18 protein-coding genes and 2 tRNA genes are annotated in these 16379 nt (G+C 24.7%); 3 read left to right on the plus strand and 17 right to left on the minus strand.

The genetic code is table 11. The features are described from left to right. Window positions 1–185: 185 nt before the first annotated feature. Complete coding sequence (locus H0H50_RS02980; protein ID WP_185867130.1) at window positions 186–977, plus strand: CPBP family intramembrane glutamic endopeptidase; 792 nt, start codon at window positions 186–188, stop codon at window positions 975–977. 77 nt (window positions 978–1054) lie between these two features. Next, window positions 1055–1975 carry a ribonuclease Z gene (locus H0H50_RS02985; RefSeq protein WP_185867447.1) on the plus strand — a complete coding sequence of 307 codons (921 nt, stop codon included), beginning with the start codon at window positions 1055–1057 and terminating at the stop codon, window positions 1973–1975. On the opposite strand, the gene H0H50_RS02990 is transcribed toward H0H50_RS02985, so the two are convergent. Together H0H50_RS02990 and H0H50_RS02995 are read right to left on the minus strand one after the other, a co-directional pair. Beyond that, window positions 1966–3162 (minus strand): ABC transporter permease, encoded by a 1197-nt coding sequence (locus tag H0H50_RS02990; RefSeq protein ID WP_185867131.1) that lies wholly within the window; start codon window positions 3160–3162, stop codon window positions 1966–1968. The two genes, H0H50_RS02985 and H0H50_RS02990, sit on opposite strands and share 10 nt — an antisense overlap. 13 nt (window positions 3163–3175) lie before the next feature. Beyond that, on the minus strand, window positions 3176–3475 hold the full coding sequence (locus H0H50_RS02995; RefSeq protein ID WP_238784198.1) for a ribosome-binding factor A: 300 nt from the start codon (window positions 3473–3475) through the stop codon (window positions 3176–3178). Window positions 3476–3615: 140 nt separating this feature from the next. Between H0H50_RS02995 and H0H50_RS03000 the strand changes: the two genes are divergently transcribed. Next, window positions 3616–3689 (plus strand) — tRNA-Ile (locus H0H50_RS03000). Between the two features lie 11 nt (window positions 3690–3700). On the opposite strand, the gene H0H50_RS03005 is transcribed toward H0H50_RS03000, so the two are convergent. From H0H50_RS03005 to H0H50_RS03075, 15 genes are all read right to left on the minus strand, one after another. Further along, a tRNA-Arg gene (locus H0H50_RS03005) sits at window positions 3701–3775 on the minus strand. Next, the gene (rpmA, locus tag H0H50_RS03010; RefSeq protein ID WP_185867133.1) at window positions 3766–4029 is read right to left on the minus strand and encodes a 50S ribosomal protein L27; all 264 of its coding nucleotides are present in this window, start codon (window positions 4027–4029) and stop codon (window positions 3766–3768) included. The genes H0H50_RS03005 and rpmA overlap by 10 nt, the downstream gene beginning before the upstream one ends. 6 nt (window positions 4030–4035) lie before the next feature. Further along, on the minus strand, window positions 4036–4356 hold the full coding sequence (rplU, locus tag H0H50_RS03015) for a 50S ribosomal protein L21 (protein WP_185867134.1): 321 nt from the start codon (window positions 4354–4356) through the stop codon (window positions 4036–4038). 14 nt (window positions 4357–4370) lie between these two features. Next, entirely contained in the window at window positions 4371–5606 is a 1236-nt protein-coding gene (locus H0H50_RS03020) for an aminotransferase class V-fold PLP-dependent enzyme (protein WP_185867448.1), read from the minus strand. A gap of 5 nt (window positions 5607–5611) precedes the next feature. Next, on the minus strand, window positions 5612–6910 hold the full coding sequence (sufD, locus tag H0H50_RS03025) for a Fe-S cluster assembly protein SufD (RefSeq protein WP_185867135.1): 1299 nt from the start codon (window positions 6908–6910) through the stop codon (window positions 5612–5614). A gap of 32 nt (window positions 6911–6942) precedes the next feature. Then, window positions 6943–7695, minus strand: coding sequence for a Fe-S cluster assembly ATPase SufC (gene sufC / locus H0H50_RS03030; RefSeq protein WP_185867136.1), 753 nt, complete (start codon window positions 7693–7695; stop codon window positions 6943–6945). Between the two features lie 15 nt (window positions 7696–7710). Then, the gene (sufB, locus tag H0H50_RS03035) at window positions 7711–9153 is read right to left on the minus strand and encodes a Fe-S cluster assembly protein SufB (protein WP_185867137.1); all 1443 of its coding nucleotides are present in this window, start codon (window positions 9151–9153) and stop codon (window positions 7711–7713) included. After that, window positions 9153–9482, minus strand: coding sequence for a HesB/IscA family protein (locus H0H50_RS03040; RefSeq protein ID WP_185867138.1), 330 nt, complete (start codon window positions 9480–9482; stop codon window positions 9153–9155). The genes sufB and H0H50_RS03040 overlap by 1 nt, the downstream gene beginning before the upstream one ends. Before the next feature lie 62 nt (window positions 9483–9544). Then, complete coding sequence (locus H0H50_RS03045) at window positions 9545–10060, minus strand: DUF192 domain-containing protein (RefSeq protein WP_185867139.1); 516 nt, start codon at window positions 10058–10060, stop codon at window positions 9545–9547. Next, entirely contained in the window at window positions 10057–10944 is an 888-nt protein-coding gene (gene lgt / locus H0H50_RS03050) for a prolipoprotein diacylglyceryl transferase (protein WP_185867140.1), read from the minus strand. Before lgt ends, H0H50_RS03045 begins: the two co-directional genes overlap by 4 nt. A gap of 11 nt (window positions 10945–10955) precedes the next feature. Then, window positions 10956–11165: a membrane protein insertion efficiency factor YidD gene (gene yidD / locus H0H50_RS03055; RefSeq protein ID WP_185867141.1), complete on the minus strand. Its 210-nt coding sequence runs from the start codon at window positions 11163–11165 to the stop codon at window positions 10956–10958. A 1-nt stretch (window position 11166) separates the two neighbouring features. Further along, the gene (locus H0H50_RS03060; RefSeq protein WP_185867142.1) at window positions 11167–13434 is read right to left on the minus strand and encodes an aconitate hydratase; all 2268 of its coding nucleotides are present in this window, start codon (window positions 13432–13434) and stop codon (window positions 11167–11169) included. 12 nt (window positions 13435–13446) lie between these two features. Then, the gene (locus H0H50_RS03065; RefSeq protein WP_185867143.1) at window positions 13447–14217 is read right to left on the minus strand and encodes an alpha/beta fold hydrolase; all 771 of its coding nucleotides are present in this window, start codon (window positions 14215–14217) and stop codon (window positions 13447–13449) included. Further along, on the minus strand, window positions 14214–14945 hold the full coding sequence (locus tag H0H50_RS03070) for a pyridoxine 5'-phosphate synthase (protein WP_185867144.1): 732 nt from the start codon (window positions 14943–14945) through the stop codon (window positions 14214–14216). The genes H0H50_RS03065 and H0H50_RS03070 overlap by 4 nt, the downstream gene beginning before the upstream one ends. After that, window positions 14939–16216: a mechanosensitive ion channel family protein gene (locus H0H50_RS03075; RefSeq protein WP_185867145.1), complete on the minus strand. Its 1278-nt coding sequence runs from the start codon at window positions 16214–16216 to the stop codon at window positions 14939–14941. The genes H0H50_RS03070 and H0H50_RS03075 overlap by 7 nt, the downstream gene beginning before the upstream one ends. Between the last annotated feature and the right edge of the window lie 163 nt (window positions 16217–16379).

Raw genomic sequence — 16379 nt, forward strand, 5'->3', positions numbered from 1 at the left:
ATAATTTTAATTTTTTATTACAAAGCATTCTACTATTCATGATTAATAACAAAATTGTTTTTATCTTTCAAAAACATGTAAAAAATAAAATCAACTTTCACTAAATTAAATATTTTTATAATGTAGGAAGCAATAACAGAATCATATTAAACATAAAAATAAAATACGAATTTTTAACATTTATTATGAAGAATTATTTTAAAATAAATTATATAGAATCTATCTTATTAATAGTGGCATTTACTACTTTAAATTTTTTGAATGCAATTCTTAGAAAATTATTAATTTCTATTAATGTTCCTGAAGGCATGATATTTTCCATATCATATACTCTTCCCTTCATTTTTTTATTTATTTTTATATCTCATCAAGCTCAAAAAAAAAATCTCATTATAGATTTATCCATGAAATTATCTACATGGTATACTTATTTTATTATTTTTTGTATGATGTTTTGCATGATTATTCTCAATGAATATATTTCTTCATTGGTTCCTAGAGAAGGACCTATATTAGGAAATATGTACAAAGAAATCGAAGAATTTCTAAAAGAAGAAATTAAAAATCCAATTCCTTTTTTTTCCACTACAGTATTGCTAGCTCCTATATGTGAAGAAGTTCTTTTTAGAGGTATTATTTTGAATGGAATGTTAAAAAATAAAATACATCCTATAAAAGCTATTTTATTCTCTTCATTTTTATTTGGATTAACTCATATGAATCCATGGCAATTTGTAGGGGGGATTATCATTGGAAGTTTTATAGGATTCATTTATTTTATAACTTCTTCTATTATAGATTGTATATTGTTACATATTTTTAATAATGCTTTCGCTATTTTAACGATGTTTTTCTTTATGAAAAATGGAAATACTACAAAAAAAGTAAATATGAATATTGAATTCATCTTAATAATAGCTTTTATTATAATAGTTATTGGTGGTATTTTTCTTTTAAAAAAAAGAAAGAAAACATAAATGAATTCAATTTTTTACTAAAAAGAATATTGATTATACACATGAATTAAAAATTTTTTTGAAAAAAACTTTTCATGATGAAAAAGCCTTCATTAACTATTTTGGGATGTCATTCTTCTATACCTAACAATAAAAAGTTTCATCCCACTGCTCAAATATTGGAAATGAAAGGATATTCTTTTCTCATTGATTGTGGTGAAGGAACGCAAGTTCAATTAAGAAAAGCAAAAATAAAGTTTAATAAAATAATACACATATTTATATCTCATTTACATGGAGATCATTTTTTTGGATTGATTGGATTGTTATCTACGTTTCATCTATTAGGTAGAGAAAAATCAGTGAGTATTTACGCCCCAAAAGGATTAAAAGAGATAATAGATATTCATTTTAAATGGTCTTATACCAAACTTAAATATTGCATAGATCACATTGAATTATCATCTAAAAAATTAGAAAAAATCATGGATAATAAAAAAATAGAAGTTTTTTCTATTCCATTAAAACATAGAATTTATACAAATGGATTTCTTTTTAAAGAAAAACCTAGTCATAGAAAATTAAATATGGAAGAAATTAAAAAAATACCCGATATTAATATCGGGTATTTTAAAAATTTAAAATTAGGAAAAGATTTTCAAACCAATGATGGAAAAATTATTCCTAATTCCCAATTAACATTTGATCCTCCCAAAATATTATCTTATGCTTTTTGTTCAGATACTTCTTTCTATTTACCTATAATTGAGCATATAAAATATGTAGATTTATTGTATCACGAATCCACTTTTTTAAAAACGGAAGAAAAGAGAGCTATTAATACAGGACATTCTACAGCAAATCAAGCGGCATATATAGCTAAAAAAGCTCAAGTCAAAAAATTGTTATTAGGACACTATTCCAACAGATTTCCTAATATTAAAGAATTTGAAAAAGAAGCAAAAGAAATATTCTTTAATGTAGAAGCATCTGAATCTTTAAAAACATATTATTTATAAATATTATTGATTCTTTTTAAAGAATAAAAAGATATGATGGATCCTATGATTAAAATAATACATATAACTATATAAGAATCTTTTCCTGTAATTTTAACAGGAAAAGGAATTTTTTTTGCCACCTTAAATATTTTATATTTTTCTTGTATCAAAGAAATAGTATAAGACATCAATAAACCACTTAAGCATCCAAAAATAGTAATTAAAAATCCAATATATAAAAATACTATTTTAATTCTATGTAAAGAAAAACCTATACTCCATAATGTAAAAAGTTCTTTAAATTTATCTAATTGTAAAATATAAATAGCACTAAATAAATTAAATCCAGTAATTAATGTCATTAAAACAAACAAAAAATATACAAATATTTTTTCTGTATTCAGAATTTTATAGAAAATTTTTTCTTTTTCTATCCGTGTTTTTATATTAAATTTGGGACCTAATTTTTTTACTAAAATATTTTTCATATTGTTTATGTTCATTTTATCATGAACTTTTATTTCCAATGCATGAAAAATTTTTTTTTTCATGACATTCTGAAGTTCAGATAAATCACAAAAAAAATATTCTCTATCCACTTTAGGACTAAAATTAAAAATTCCTTGTACAAATGCCTTTTTTTTCATAAAAAATAAACTCAAAGTATTTTTATTATTCTTTTTATAATCGAAAATAAATATTTGCAAAGGCATATTTATTACATGATATAGTAATATTGGAAAATATGAAGCTATATAAGACCATCCTACATATATATTTAAATAATCAATCTTACTGTTTTTTAAATTTGTTTTTTTAAATTTTTTCATCACTTTTTCATATTCTAAATCCACTCCTTTTAAAAAAATAAAATATTCATGATTTTTATAACGTAAAAAAACTTTTTTTTCCATGGTCTTAGAAAAGGCTTTAATTCCTTGTATAGATTTTATTTTTTTTATTATGATATTATTATCAATAAAAAAATTTTTTTCATTTAAATAGGAAATAGTAATATCAGGATAATGAATTTTATAAAATTTTTTATTTAAATCTTCTAATCCAGAAAAAATAAATAAAATTGTGGATAAAGAAAAAGTGGATACCCCAATGGATAAAATTGATAAAAAAACAATAAAATTAACAATATTATTTTTTTTTTTATAAAAAAAATAACGTATAGATATATAAAAAGAAGTACTCAAAAATTATTAAATTTTATATAGCAGCACAAAAATCCAATTTTGGAATTTTTTTAACACGATATCTCAATCTCTCAGAGAGTAATTTTCTATAAAATTTAGATTTAGAACGGATAAATCTCAATATATTTTTATCCGAAAAAGGATAAATACTAATATATGCTTTTATTAAGTTCATATTAGGAGTAATACACACTTTAATCAAAGTAACTAAAAATTTATTTTTCCTTTGACTATAACGGATTTCTTCATTAAGTATTTCTGCTATTTCTACAAAAAATATTGAAGATAATTTATCATTTTTAATTAAACTCATTTTTTTCATATCATAATTTCGTCAATTAAATTAAAAACAACTTTTATTTATTTTGCAAATATAAAATGCAAAAAATTTTATAAAAAAATTTGTAATAGGAAAAATAATGTTGTAAACTTGCACAGTTTCCATTTTTTATAGGTCCCATAGCTCAGTTGGTTAGAGCACCTGACTCATAATCAGGGTGTCGCTGGTTCAAATCCAGCTGGGACCATTCAAATTTAGTAACCGGGGAGGGATTCGAACCCACAACTTACAGTTTAGGAAACTGTTGTTCTATCCTATTTGAACTACCCAGTCTGAGTTTCTATAATAGAAACAATAGATTTATTATTTCTTATCTTTTTAAAAGAAACATAGCCATTTTTTATAGCGTACAAGGTATGATCTTTTCCTATTCCCACATTTTTACCAGGATGATGTTTTGTTCCTCTTTGACGAACTATGATATTACCAGAATTTGCGTATTGGTTTCCGTATATTTTAATTCCTAATCTTCTTCCTACTGAATCTCTTCCATTTCTAGAACTTCCAGAACCCTTTTTATGAGCCATATTATTTTATTTTTTTTCCAAAAAAGAAATTATTTTTATTTTAGAAAATAAAGGTCTAAATCCATTTTTTACTTTATATCCTTTTCTTCTTTTTTTCTTAAAAATAAAAATCTTTTTCCCTTTTATATGTTGTAAAATTTCTATTTTGACATTTATTTTTTCTAAATAAGGATTTCCTAAAAAAATTTTTCCTTCTTTATAAAAGAAATAAACTTGATTTAATAATATTTTTTCTCCCACATTCGCAGAAACATGAGGAACATAAATATATTTATTTTCAATAAGTTTAAATTGTTTATCATTTATATTAACAATAGCATATATCATATATATAATTTACTTTAATTTAATAATATTTTTTTTGCTTTTAAGATTCCTTCAAATAAATAATCTATTTCTTTAAAAGTATTATATACAGAAAAACTAACACGAATCATTCCTGAAACTTTAAAAAAATTCATAAGAGGTTGTGCGCATAAATGTCCTGTTCTTACCGCAATTCCTAAACGATCTAAAACGCTACCTACATCAAAACAATGTAACTGATTTAAGTTAAATGAAATAATACCAGATCTTTTTGAAAGATCTTTGGTCTCTCCATATAATTGAATTCCATCTATTGAACTTAAACGTTGAATAGCATACATTAAAAGTTTTTTTTTGTAAGATTGAATATTTGATACTCCTATTTTTTTTATAAAATCTATAGCATATCCCCATACAATAATTCCTTCTATATTTGGTGTTCCTGCTTCAAATTTAAATGGTAAATCTGAATAAGTTGTTTTATTAAAACTTACATTTTTAATCATTTCGCCTCCAAATTGATAAGGATCTAATTTATTTAATATTTGATTTTTTCCATATAATATACCAATTCCAGTAGGGCCATACATCTTATGCGCAGAAAAAACATAAAAATCTACATTTAAATCTTGTACATCTAAATCTAAATTAGAAGGAACTTGAGCTCCATCAATTAGAACTATAGCTCCATACTCATGAGATTTGTCAATAATGTTTTTAACAGGATTAATAATACCTAAAACATTAGATATATGGCTGATAGATACTATTTTTGTTTTTTTTGAAATTAAAAATTCAAAATCTTTTAATTTCAAAAAACCATTTTCGTAAATGGGTATTATTTTTAAAATAGCTCCTTTTTTTTTACATAGAATCTGCCATGGAACTATGTTTGAGTGATGTTCTATCTGAGAAATAATAATTTCATCTCCTTTTTTTATAAAAGCGTCCATACTAGAAGCTACCAAATTAATCGATTCCGTAGTTCCTTTTGTAAATATAATTTCAGAAGAATGTTTTGCATTAATAAATTTTTGAATTTTTTTTCTTACATTTTCTACATGTAGAGTAGCTTTATGACTAAGGTAATGTAATCCTCTATGAACATTTGAATTCATAGTATAGTAATAGTTTTGGGATGCTTGAATAACCTCTATAGGTTTCTGAGTAGTTGCTGCATTATCCACATAAACTAAAGGATTGGAATATATTTTTTTTTTCAAGATAGGAAATTGACTTCTTATTTTTTGTATTTCTTTTTCTGAAAACATATATTTCATAAATGTTTAACTAATTTTTCCTTCATTTTTTTATATATAAATTGTTTCAATTCAAAAATATGAATAGAAACCAACATTTCCTCTAAAAATGATAATAATAATAAAATCTTAGCTTTTTTTTCAGGAATTCCTCTTGATTGAAGATAAAATAACTCAGATTCTTGAATATTACCTACGGTACAACCATGTGAACATTTTACAGATTCAGAATAAATCTCTAATTGAGGTTTGGCATATATATATGCTTCATCAGAAAGAAGAATATTCTGATTTTTTTGGAAAGCATTTATGTTTTTTATAGATTCATTAATATTTATTCTTCCATTAAAAATTCCTCTTGACTTTTCACATAAAATATTTTTATACCATTGAAAACTATAAGAGTTTGAAAATAAATGTTTTATATAAGTATGATGATCTACAAATTGTTTTCCTGACAAAAGAGAAATACCATATAAATAAGAATAAGTTTTTTCTCCTACAGAATAAAATTTTAAATTATTTCTTATAAAATTTCCTTTAAAAGATAAAGTATAAACGGTACATTTACTATTCTTTTTTTGTTGAAAAAATGTATTGTCTACTACAGAAGTTTCTTCTAAATCATTTTGCATTTTATAATAATCAATTATACTATGATTCATAGCATAAATTTCGCTTACAGAATTTATAAAAGCTAAATGTTTTTTTAAACATTTATAATGTTCTATAATTTTAACATAGGAATGTTCCCCTACTACAATCAAATTTCTGTTATTTAACATAATTTTAGATTTTACACCTGTAGAAACATGCAATATTTCTATGGGATCATCTAAAATGATATTATTAGGAATATAAATATATGCCCCATCTTTTGATAAAAACGTATTTAAAGTATAAAAAGCATCATATTGATGTGATAGTTTATCATAATAGTTTTTAATTTCATTTTCTTTTAATGATATTATATTTGATAAAATAATATTTTTTGCATGAACATAAGAAAGATCAGGGTTGTATTTCCCATCTATAAAAATCAAAATCAAAGATTTCTTTTTCTTAAGAAAAGTTAATTCTTTTATTTTTCTATATTCTATATTCTTTATTTTTCCGCTTTTTGAGATAACATTATAATCTTGATTAATAATTGAATCAATATCCGTATTTTTCCATTCCTCATTTATAGAAGAAGGAAATCCTTTTTCATGGAAAGAATCAGAGTGTTTTCGTTTCAAATAAGATATATAAGTGTCTTCTTTTCTTGCATAAGAAAATTTATTAATTAATAAAGTTATTTTTTCTCTTAACTGCATTTAATTAATTATATATGTTAGTTAAACAATTTTTATACTTTGTTTTTCACGATCCAATCATATCCTTCCTTTTCTAATTTTTCAGCTAATTTTTGATCTCCTGACTGAATGATTTTTCCATTGTATAGGATGTGGATGATATAGTCTGAAAAAATATAATCTAATAATCTTTTATAATGAGTAATAATTAAAACAGAATTTTTTTTGTTTCTAAAAGTATTAATTCCTTGAGCAACTATACGTAAAGCATCTATATCTAATCCTGAATCAACTTCATCTAAAACAGATAATAAAGGATCTAACATCATCATTTGAAATATTTCATTACGTTTTTTTTCTCCTCCCGAAAAACCTTCATTCAAAGAACGATAAAAAAAATTTTTTTCAATCTTTAATAAAGAAGACTTTTCTTTTATTTTTAATAAAATATCTTTAGCTGACATTTTATTTATATTTTTTGCTTCACGAATTGAATTAATCGCTGTTTTTATGAAATTCATAATAGAAACTCCTGGGATTTCTATTGGATGTTGAAAAGAAAGAAAAATTCCCAAATGAGCCCGTTCTTCTGGTGAAAAATTTCTTAAATTTTGATTTAAGAAATAAATATTTCCCTCATTTATTGTATACTCTTTTTTCCCTGCTATTATAGAAGCCAGAGTACTTTTTCCAGAACCATTAGGTCCCATTACAACATGACACTCTCCTATATTTATTTTTAAATTAATTCCTTTAAGAATCTTTTTATTTTCTATAGAAGCATGTAAATTTTCTATACTTAACATAACATAATTTTATTATTATCCTACAGATCCTTCTAAAGAAATTTCTAAAAGTTTTTTAGCTTCTACAGCAAATTCCATGGGAAGCTTTTTCAAAATTTCATTACTAAAACCATATACAATTAAAGAAATTGCTTTTTCTGTATTTATTCCTCTTTGATTACAATAAAAAATTTGATTCTCTCCAATTTTTGAAGTTGTTGCTTCATGTTCAACTTTAGAATTAGAATTATATACATGAATATATGGAAAAGTATGTGCCCCACATTGATTTCCAATTAATAAAGAATCGCATTGAGAAAAATTACGTGAATGAACAGCTTGAGAAGTAATTTTAACCAATCCTCTATAGCTATTTTGTGCTTTTCCAGCGGATATTCCTTTCGATATAATAACACTTTTAGTATGTTTTCCTATATGTATCATTTTAGTCCCTGTATCTGCTTGTTGAAAATCTTTAGTTAAAGCTAAAGAATAAAATTGCCCCATGGAAAAATCTCCTTTGAGAATACAAGATGGATATTTCCAGGTGATTGAAGAACCAGTTTCCACTTGTATCCAAGATATTTTTGCTCCTTTTTCACATAAACCACGTTTTGTTACAAAATTAAAAACACCTCCTTCTCCTTTTTTATTTCCAGGAAACCAATTTTGAACGGTGGAATATTTGATTTCAGAATCTTCCAAAGCTATAATTTCTACAACAGCTGCATGTAATTGATTCTCTTTTCTTTGTGGAGCGGTACACCCTTCCAAATAACTTACGTAGGATTCTTTATCTGCAACAATTAAGGTCCTTTCAAATTGACCTGTATTATTTTCATTAATACGAAAGTATGTAGATAATTCCATAGGACAACGTACTCCTTTTGGAATATAACAGAAAGATCCATCTGAAAATACAGCTGAATTTAAAGCTGCATAAAAATTATCTTTTTTTGAAACGACTGAACCTAAATATTTTTTTACAATATCGGGATATTCCTTCAAAGCATCGTTGATTGAACAAAATATTATGCCTTGATCTTTCAATTTTTTCTGAAATGTAGTGATTAAAGAAACGGAGTCTAATACTATATCTGTAGCTACTCCTGAAAAGAGTTTTTTTTCTTCTATAGGAACTCCTAATTTATTGAACGTATCTATTAATTCTGGATCTGATTTTTCCAAATTATTTAAATCTATTCTTTTTTTTGGAGCAGAATAATAACTTATTTCTTGAAAATCTGGAATTTTATATTTAATATTCCCCCATTTTGGGGGTATCATTTTTTTCCATATCTGAAAAGATTCTAATCTCCAATTCAACATCCATTTAGGTTCCTTTTTTTTTTCTGTTATTTTACGAATAATATTCTCATTTAAACCTACTGGAATTTTATCTGATTCTATTGGAGTATAAAATCCGTATTTATATTCAGATTTAGCAAAATTTTCAAGAATTTTATTATTTTTTTTCATTATGATGAAAAACTTTTCCCGCAACCACAAGTATGTTTTGCTTTAGGATTATTAAAATAAAATCCTTTTCCATTTAATTCATCTGAATATTCTAAGGTTGTTCCTTCCAAATAAGGAATGCTATTTTGATCTACAAGTATTTTCATTTCTTTATGTTGAAAAAGTTGATCCCCTTCTTGTTTTTTTTGATCAAAAGTAAGTTCATAAGACATCCCTGTACACCCTCCAGTTTTTACTCCAAATCTAACGAAAGAAACATCATGTGTAAGACCTTCTCTTTCCATAAGAGAAATTAATTGATTTTTAGCTTTTTCAGATATAAAAACCATGATATTTACAATTTTAATTATACAGGCAAGATAAAGATAATTTTTTTTCGGAATTAATTATTTCATTTCAAAAACCAAGTAATTTTTGTTAATCCTTCTTTTATCCTCCATTTATCAGACATACCAGCATTAATTTCTAATATATATTTTATTGTTGAAGGTAAATTTATTGTATCTATATCTTTCATAGGACTCACATATTTATTCACAAAAACAACAGTATCCAATTGATTTATATATACAATATCTAAAGGAATACGTACATCCCTCATATTGATTTGTCTATACTCTTCTTGATTTGTCAAGATAAATAACATACCTCTATTTTCTTTTAGAAGGGTCCTATATTTTAATCCATTTCTTTTTTCTGTGTCCCTGTGTGCTAATTCAATTTCTATTTTTTTTATGATATCATTATTATTTTTTAAATATAGTTCTCCATCTTTCAGAAATTCTATTTCTAGTAGATTTCCAATATCGAAAAATATATCTGAATTATAATAAATTCTTTCAGAAGAGTTTATAAAAAAACATATTATTATTATTATCAAATAAAAAAAAATGTTTATTTTTTTCATAATGAAAAAAAGTATTTTTTAATTTTTGATAGATTAATAAGTAAAAATCCAAAAATAATAAAGGGAATACTGAGCCATTGTCCTGTATTTATAGATAAAAAGTTTATAAACTCTTCTCCTTGTGGTTCTTTCATGAATTCGACCAAAAAACGTACAGACCAAAGTAAAATAAAAAAAATTCCAGATAAAAACCCATCGTAATTTTTTGCTCCTATTTTATTATATAAATACCAAAGCAATAAAAAAATTATTAGATAACTAATAGATTCATAAATTTGTGTAGGATGCCTAGGGATTATTTCTCCATATTCTGTATCCATTTGTACAAATTTTACTGCCCAAGGCAATTTTTCATTACATGGTTTTCCTACTATTTCAGAATTAAAAAAATTTCCTATTCTAATAAAAACAGCAGATATTGACACGGGAATACATAGTCTATCACATAACCAAATAAAAGATTTTTCCTGTAATATTTTTTTACAGTAAAAAAAATTAGATAAAATAATTCCTATAGTTGCACCATGACTAGATAAACCTCTATAACCAATAAATTCATAACCTTTTATAAATCCTAATAAAAAATTATGCTTATTTTCTCTTATAGGAAGTAAAATTTCAATCCAATGGTTTGAAAAATATGAAAAATCATAAAATAAAACTTGTCCTAATCTCGCACCTACAAGAGTACCAAAAAAAGTGTATATGAATAAGGGATCCAAATATTTTTTATGTATATCATCGTTTTTATAAATATATTTCATGATATACCATCCTAGTAAAAAAGAAATAACAAACATTAGACTATAAATATGAATAAAAAAACCTTTCCATAAACTGAATTTATGAACAGGATTCCAATTAATATATGCTAATATTTTCATAATTTATTTACTTATTTTACAGGATCATAACCCGATGAACCCCAAGGATTACATCTGATGATTCTTTTTATACTTATGTAAATAGCTTTAAAAATATTCCATTTTTTCAATGAAATAATCATATAATTTGAACAAGTTGGTATATATCTACAATTATTTCCTATCCATGGAGATATTCCTATTTGATATAATATGATAATATTTATCAATATAATTTTCATACTATATTTGATTTTTTATAAAATTTAAGGAAGAACCTGCTTTGAACCATTGAATATGCTTTTCATTATAAGAATGATTAACTATAATTTTTTCTTTATTTCCATTTTTATGAATTAACTCTACTTTTATATTTTTACCAGAACATATATTTTTTATATAAAAGTGAAATATATCTTCTTCTTGAATTTTGTAATAATCATCAGAATTTAAAAAAGTTAAAGCTAAAATTCCTTGTTTTTTCAAATTAGTTTCGTGTATTCTAGAAAAAGATTTAACAAGCACTACACGAACTCCTAAAAAACGAGGTTCCATAGCTGCATGTTCTCTTGAAGAACCTTCTCCATAATTATCCTCTCCTACAATAAGAGATTGTATATTTTTTGATTTATAAAATTTAGCAACATTATAAACCGTTTCATAATTTCCTGTTATAAGATTTTTTATCTTATTCTTTTCATGATTAAAAGCATTTATAGCACCCATTAATAAATTTTCAGATATCTTTTCAAGATGTCCTCGATATTTTAACCATGGACCAGCCATTGAAATATGATCTGTAGTACATTTTCCTTTAGTTTTCATCAAAAGCCTAACATTAAACAAATGATTTTCATCCCATGCTAAAAATGGAGATAGAACTTGTAATCTTTCAGAATTTTTTTTTATAATAACAGATAAATTTTTTTTATTTTCTTTTTTTGAAAAACTTTCAAAGCCTAATTCTTCTAGACTAAAATTTTTATTAGGAATTTCCATTGATTTAGGAACCTCAAATTTTACATACTCACCTATTTCATTTTTTAACATATCTTTTCTAGGATCAAAAGTCAAATTTCCAGAAAAAACTAAAGCTGTGACAATTTCTGGAGAAGCTATAAAAGCATGTGTTTTTGGATTTCCATCATTGCGAGATGAAAAATTTCTATTAAAACTGTGAATAATTGTATTTTTTACGTTTTTTTTATTTTCCTTTCTAACCCATTGTCCAATACAAGGACCACAAGCATTAGAAAAAATTTTCCCTCCAATGTCCTTAAAAATAGATAAAAATCTACTCTCTTTCATAAGAGAATAAACTTTTTTGGATCCTGGAGATACCATATATTCTGATTGAATTTTCAATTTTTTCTTTCTTGCTTGTTGAATTATTGATATTGCTTTTGATAAATCTTCATAAGAAGAATTAGTGCATGAACCAATTAGTCCAACCTCAATTTGAGTTGGCCAATTATTTTTAGCTGCTTCCTTTTTCATTTGAGAAATAGGTATAGCTTTATCTGGAGTAAAAGGACCATTAATATATGGTTCTAAAATATTTAAATCTATTTTTATTACTTTATCATAAAAGTTACATGGTTTTTGATAAACTTCTGGATCCGCTTTCAAAAAGTATTTTATTTTTTCTGCCATGGTTGAAATTTTACTTCTCCCATTTTTATTCAAAAAATATTGCATTTGAACATCATAAGGGAACAAGGATGCTGTAGCACCTATTTCTGCACCCATATTACATATGGTAGCTTTTCCAGCACAAGAAATACTATCCGTTCCTTCTCCAAAATATTCAATAATATGATTTGTAGCTCCTGATACTCCAATCATGCCAGATAATTTCAATATCACATCTTTAGGAGAAGTCCATCCATTAATTTTACCTATTAAATTTACTCCAATTATTTTAGGAAATTTCAATTCTAAAAATGATCCAGACATTACTTCAGCTGCATCAGATCCTCCAATCCCTATCGCTAACATTCCCAAACCTCCAGCATTAGGAGTATGAGAATCTGTTCCTATAATCATACCTCCAGGAAATGCGTAGTTTTCTAAAAAAACCTGATGAATGATTCCCGATCCAGGTCCCCAAAAATCTATTCCATATTTATGAGATGCTGATTTCAAAAAATTATATATTTCTTCATTTTTAGCTATCGCATTTTTTAAATCTAAATTAGATCCATATTCAGCAGATATAAGATGATCACAATGAACAGAAGTGGGAACAAACGTTTTAGTTTTTTGAGTTTGCATAAATTGAAGTAAGCTCATTTGAGCTGTAGCATCTTGCATCACAATCCGATCGGGTAAAAAATTCATATAAGATTTTTTTATAAAATTTATAGAATTAGTTTCTATATTTTTACCTAAATGAGAATACAAAATTTTTTCCGAATAAGTCATAGGATGATCTATCACATTTCGAATTTTTTCAATTCGATCCGGAAAATTTGAATAAAAATTTCGAATGATATCAAGATCAAAAACCATAAATTTTTGAAATTATGTTTTATTTAAGAAAATACTGATTTTTTTATAAAAATCAATAGGGTTATCTATATGAACCCAATGATCAGATTTTTTTACCGTACAAATTTTAAATTTTGGAAATAATTTACGTATAGAATTATAATCTTCAGGAATAATATAATTAGAAAATTCTCCTCGTAAGAACAATGTAGGACCATGATACAAACCATTTTTTATTTCTTTATGAATTAAAAAACTATAATTTTTTTCAATGTTTAATAAAGAAAAAGAAAAACGTAGTTTCCCATTTTTTTTTCTTTGAGTACATTTAGAGAAAAACGATCTGATTTTTATATCAGAAATCCATGTTTTTAAAAAAGAGTCAAGATCTTTTCTAGTGTTAATAATATTGAAATCTACTTTTTTTAAAATATGAATTAATTTTTCTTGATCTGTATTAAGATAAGCTTTAGGGCTAATATCCACAATTATAACTTTTTTTGGAATAACAGGATATTTTATAGAAAATTTAATAACGGCCCTTCCTCCCATAGAATGTCCTAATAATATAGGATGATTTAATCCATAATAATTAATATATTTTAATATATCTTCCGATATGATATCATAATTCATTTTATCTGAAAAAAAACTCTTTCCATGATTTCTTATATCCAATAAATGAATCTGATAAAATTTTTTAAATTCTTTAGCAAAAGAAATCCAATTTTCTCCATTTCCAAACAAACCATGAAGAACTAAAATAGGGGGACCTAACCCATAAATCTTAGAATTTAGTATCATTTCCTTATACTTACTTTGTCAATTTTTTTTAAATAACTTTGTATTGTATTTTCCAATCCCATATATATAGATTCGTTAATTAAAGCATGTCCAATTGATACTTCTGATATATTTGGTATTTTTTCAATTAGAAAAGAAATATTATCTAAATTCAAGTCATGTCCAGCATTTACTAACATATGATGATTCATGGCAGCTTTTGCTGTATGAACATAAGGATAGATACAATTCCATTTTTTTAATGCATATTCTATAGCGAAATATCCAGTATATAATTCTATTCTATCAGCTCCCGTTTTAGCAACAGATGAAACCAATTCCGGTTTTGGATCTAAAAAAACGGAAGTACGAATTCCACAATCTTTTAATTTTTTAATTTTATCAGTCAAAAAATCTTGATATAAAAAAGTATTCCATCCAGAATTTGATGTTATTGCATCTTCAGAATCAGGAACTAAAGTGACTTGTGTTGGTTTAACATCTAATACTAATTTCATAAATTGATCTGTAGGATTTCCTTCAATATTCAATTCTGTTGTAATAACAGAACTAATCTCATAAACATCCTTATATGTTATATGTCTTTCATCAGGACGTGGATGTATTGTAACCCCTTGAGATCCAAATTTTTGAACATCTATTGCTACCTGTAAAACATTAGGTGTATTCCCTCCTCTTGCATTTCGCAATGTAGCTATTTTATTTAAATTTACACTTAATTTTACCATTGTTTTAAAACTTCTTTTTTAGTGACTTGTGTCACCTCTAAATCAAATTCTTTAGATGCTGTTAACAAATGATCAAAAACACTAGCTTGTATTTGTTCGTATTTAATAGATTCAGAGGTGTTCGTAAAGCAATATAATTCCACAGGTAAACCATAAGGAGTTGGCTCCAAATGTCTAATCATTAAAGTTTCTGACTGCGATATTTTTGGATGTTGTGATAAATATGCTAATGCATATTGACGAAAAAGACCTATATTTGTTAATCTTCTACCATTAATATTTACGCTCATATCAATATTTTTTTCTTTATTAAAAATATCTATTTCTTTTTGTTTTTTCTGTATATATTTTTTTATTAAATAAACATGCTGAAATTTCTTTAATTGATCTGAATTACAAAAATGAAAAGATTGTATATTAAATAATATAGATCTTTTAATTCGACGTATATTTTTTTGACGCATAAACTCAAAATTGGTCACAGCTGTAGAAATTAAATCATAAGTAGGAACACTAGTAATAGTTTTATCAAAATTTTCTATTTTTGCAGAAGTTAAATTTATCTCAATAACTGTTCCTTCTATATTGTATTTAGGTATTCTGATCCAATCCCCCACTTTTATCATTTTTGTGGAAGCCATTTGTACTCCTGAAACAAATCCGAGTATTGTATCTCTAAAAACCAATATAACAAAAGCTGTTATAGCTCCTAAACTAGTTAGAACAGTAATAAGATCGTTTTTTGTTAAGATAGCAATAATAACTAAAATACAAAATATTATGGATATGATTTTCAGTAATTGTGAGAAAGAACGAACTGCTATTGTTTGATGATTATTTTCGCTTGTAGCTATTCTCATGATAGAATTCACTACTCTAATTAAAAATTGTAAAACAATTAAAACGAATAATATATCAAATATTTTTTCCAAATAAATGGTAATGGTATAATAGTTTTTAAAAAATGGTTTAATCAATATTAAACCAATAGACAATGGAAAAAAATGTGCTAAACTATCGAAAACTTTATTTTCATATAATATGTTATCCCAAACAAAATGAGTAGAACTTACTATTCTTCTACCTATAAAACGAACTCCTCTATTAAAAATGAATTCTAAAATGATTAACAAAACGGTAAAAAACAACATTTTACCAATTATAATAAGAGTTATAGTCCCCCATTTTTTAAGATCTAAATTATGGATAAACTCATAAATCCCTTGAATTTGAAATGCTACTATTTTTTCAAAAAAAATATTATGATACATATTATTATTAATCGAATAATTAACTGTATTTTAAGTTATTTTCAATAATTTTTTAGATTTTTATTTCTTACGTTTTGTAGATTGAATAATATAATAGATATTGAGTTTATTTATAAAAATAGAAAGATAAAAATTTTGACTCAATTTTTTAAATTTTATATTT

It is taken from the genome of Blattabacterium cuenoti (assembly GCF_014252015.1).
GTDB classification, from domain to species: domain Bacteria; phylum Bacteroidota; class Bacteroidia; order Flavobacteriales; family Blattabacteriaceae; genus Blattabacterium; species Blattabacterium cuenoti_U.

Excerpts from the sequence above, each read along its gene's own strand:
- H0H50_RS03065 (WP_185867143.1), bottom strand. The coding sequence starts at position 14,217 with ATGATACTAAATTCTAAGATTTATGGGTTAGGTCCCCCTATTTTAGTT.
- sufC (WP_185867136.1), bottom strand. The coding sequence starts at position 7,695 with ATGTTAAGTATAGAAAATTTACATGCTTCTATAGAAAATAAAAAGATT.
- H0H50_RS03060 (WP_185867142.1), bottom strand. The coding sequence starts at position 13,434 with ATGGTTTTTGATCTTGATATCATTCGAAATTTTTATTCAAATTTTCCG.
- H0H50_RS02995 (WP_238784198.1), bottom strand. The coding sequence starts at position 3,475 with ATGAGTTTAATTAAAAATGATAAATTATCTTCAATATTTTTTGTAGAA.
- yidD (WP_185867141.1), bottom strand. The coding sequence starts at position 11,165 with ATGAAAATTATATTGATAAATATTATCATATTATATCAAATAGGAATA.
- H0H50_RS03070 (WP_185867144.1), bottom strand. The coding sequence starts at position 14,945 with ATGGTAAAATTAAGTGTAAATTTAAATAAAATAGCTACATTGCGAAAT.
- H0H50_RS03075 (WP_185867145.1), bottom strand. The coding sequence starts at position 16,216 with ATGTATCATAATATTTTTTTTGAAAAAATAGTAGCATTTCAAATTCAA.
- H0H50_RS03020 (WP_185867448.1), bottom strand. The coding sequence starts at position 5,606 with ATGTTTTCAGAAAAAGAAATACAAAAAATAAGAAGTCAATTTCCTATC.
- sufB (WP_185867137.1), bottom strand. The coding sequence starts at position 9,153 with ATGAAAAAAAATAATAAAATTCTTGAAAATTTTGCTAAATCTGAATAT.
- sufD (WP_185867135.1), bottom strand. The coding sequence starts at position 6,910 with ATGCAGTTAAGAGAAAAAATAACTTTATTAATTAATAAATTTTCTTAT.
- H0H50_RS03045 (WP_185867139.1), bottom strand. The coding sequence starts at position 10,060 with ATGAAAAAAATAAACATTTTTTTTTATTTGATAATAATAATAATATGT.
- H0H50_RS02980 (WP_185867130.1), top strand. The coding sequence starts at position 186 with ATGAAGAATTATTTTAAAATAAATTATATAGAATCTATCTTATTAATA.
- lgt (WP_185867140.1), bottom strand. The coding sequence starts at position 10,944 with ATGAAAATATTAGCATATATTAATTGGAATCCTGTTCATAAATTCAGT.
- rpmA (WP_185867133.1), bottom strand. The coding sequence starts at position 4,029 with ATGGCTCATAAAAAGGGTTCTGGAAGTTCTAGAAATGGAAGAGATTCA.
- H0H50_RS02985 (WP_185867447.1), top strand. The coding sequence starts at position 1,055 with ATGAAAAAGCCTTCATTAACTATTTTGGGATGTCATTCTTCTATACCT.
- rplU (WP_185867134.1), bottom strand. The coding sequence starts at position 4,356 with ATGATATATGCTATTGTTAATATAAATGATAAACAATTTAAACTTATT.
- H0H50_RS03040 (WP_185867138.1), bottom strand. The coding sequence starts at position 9,482 with ATGGTTTTTATATCTGAAAAAGCTAAAAATCAATTAATTTCTCTTATG.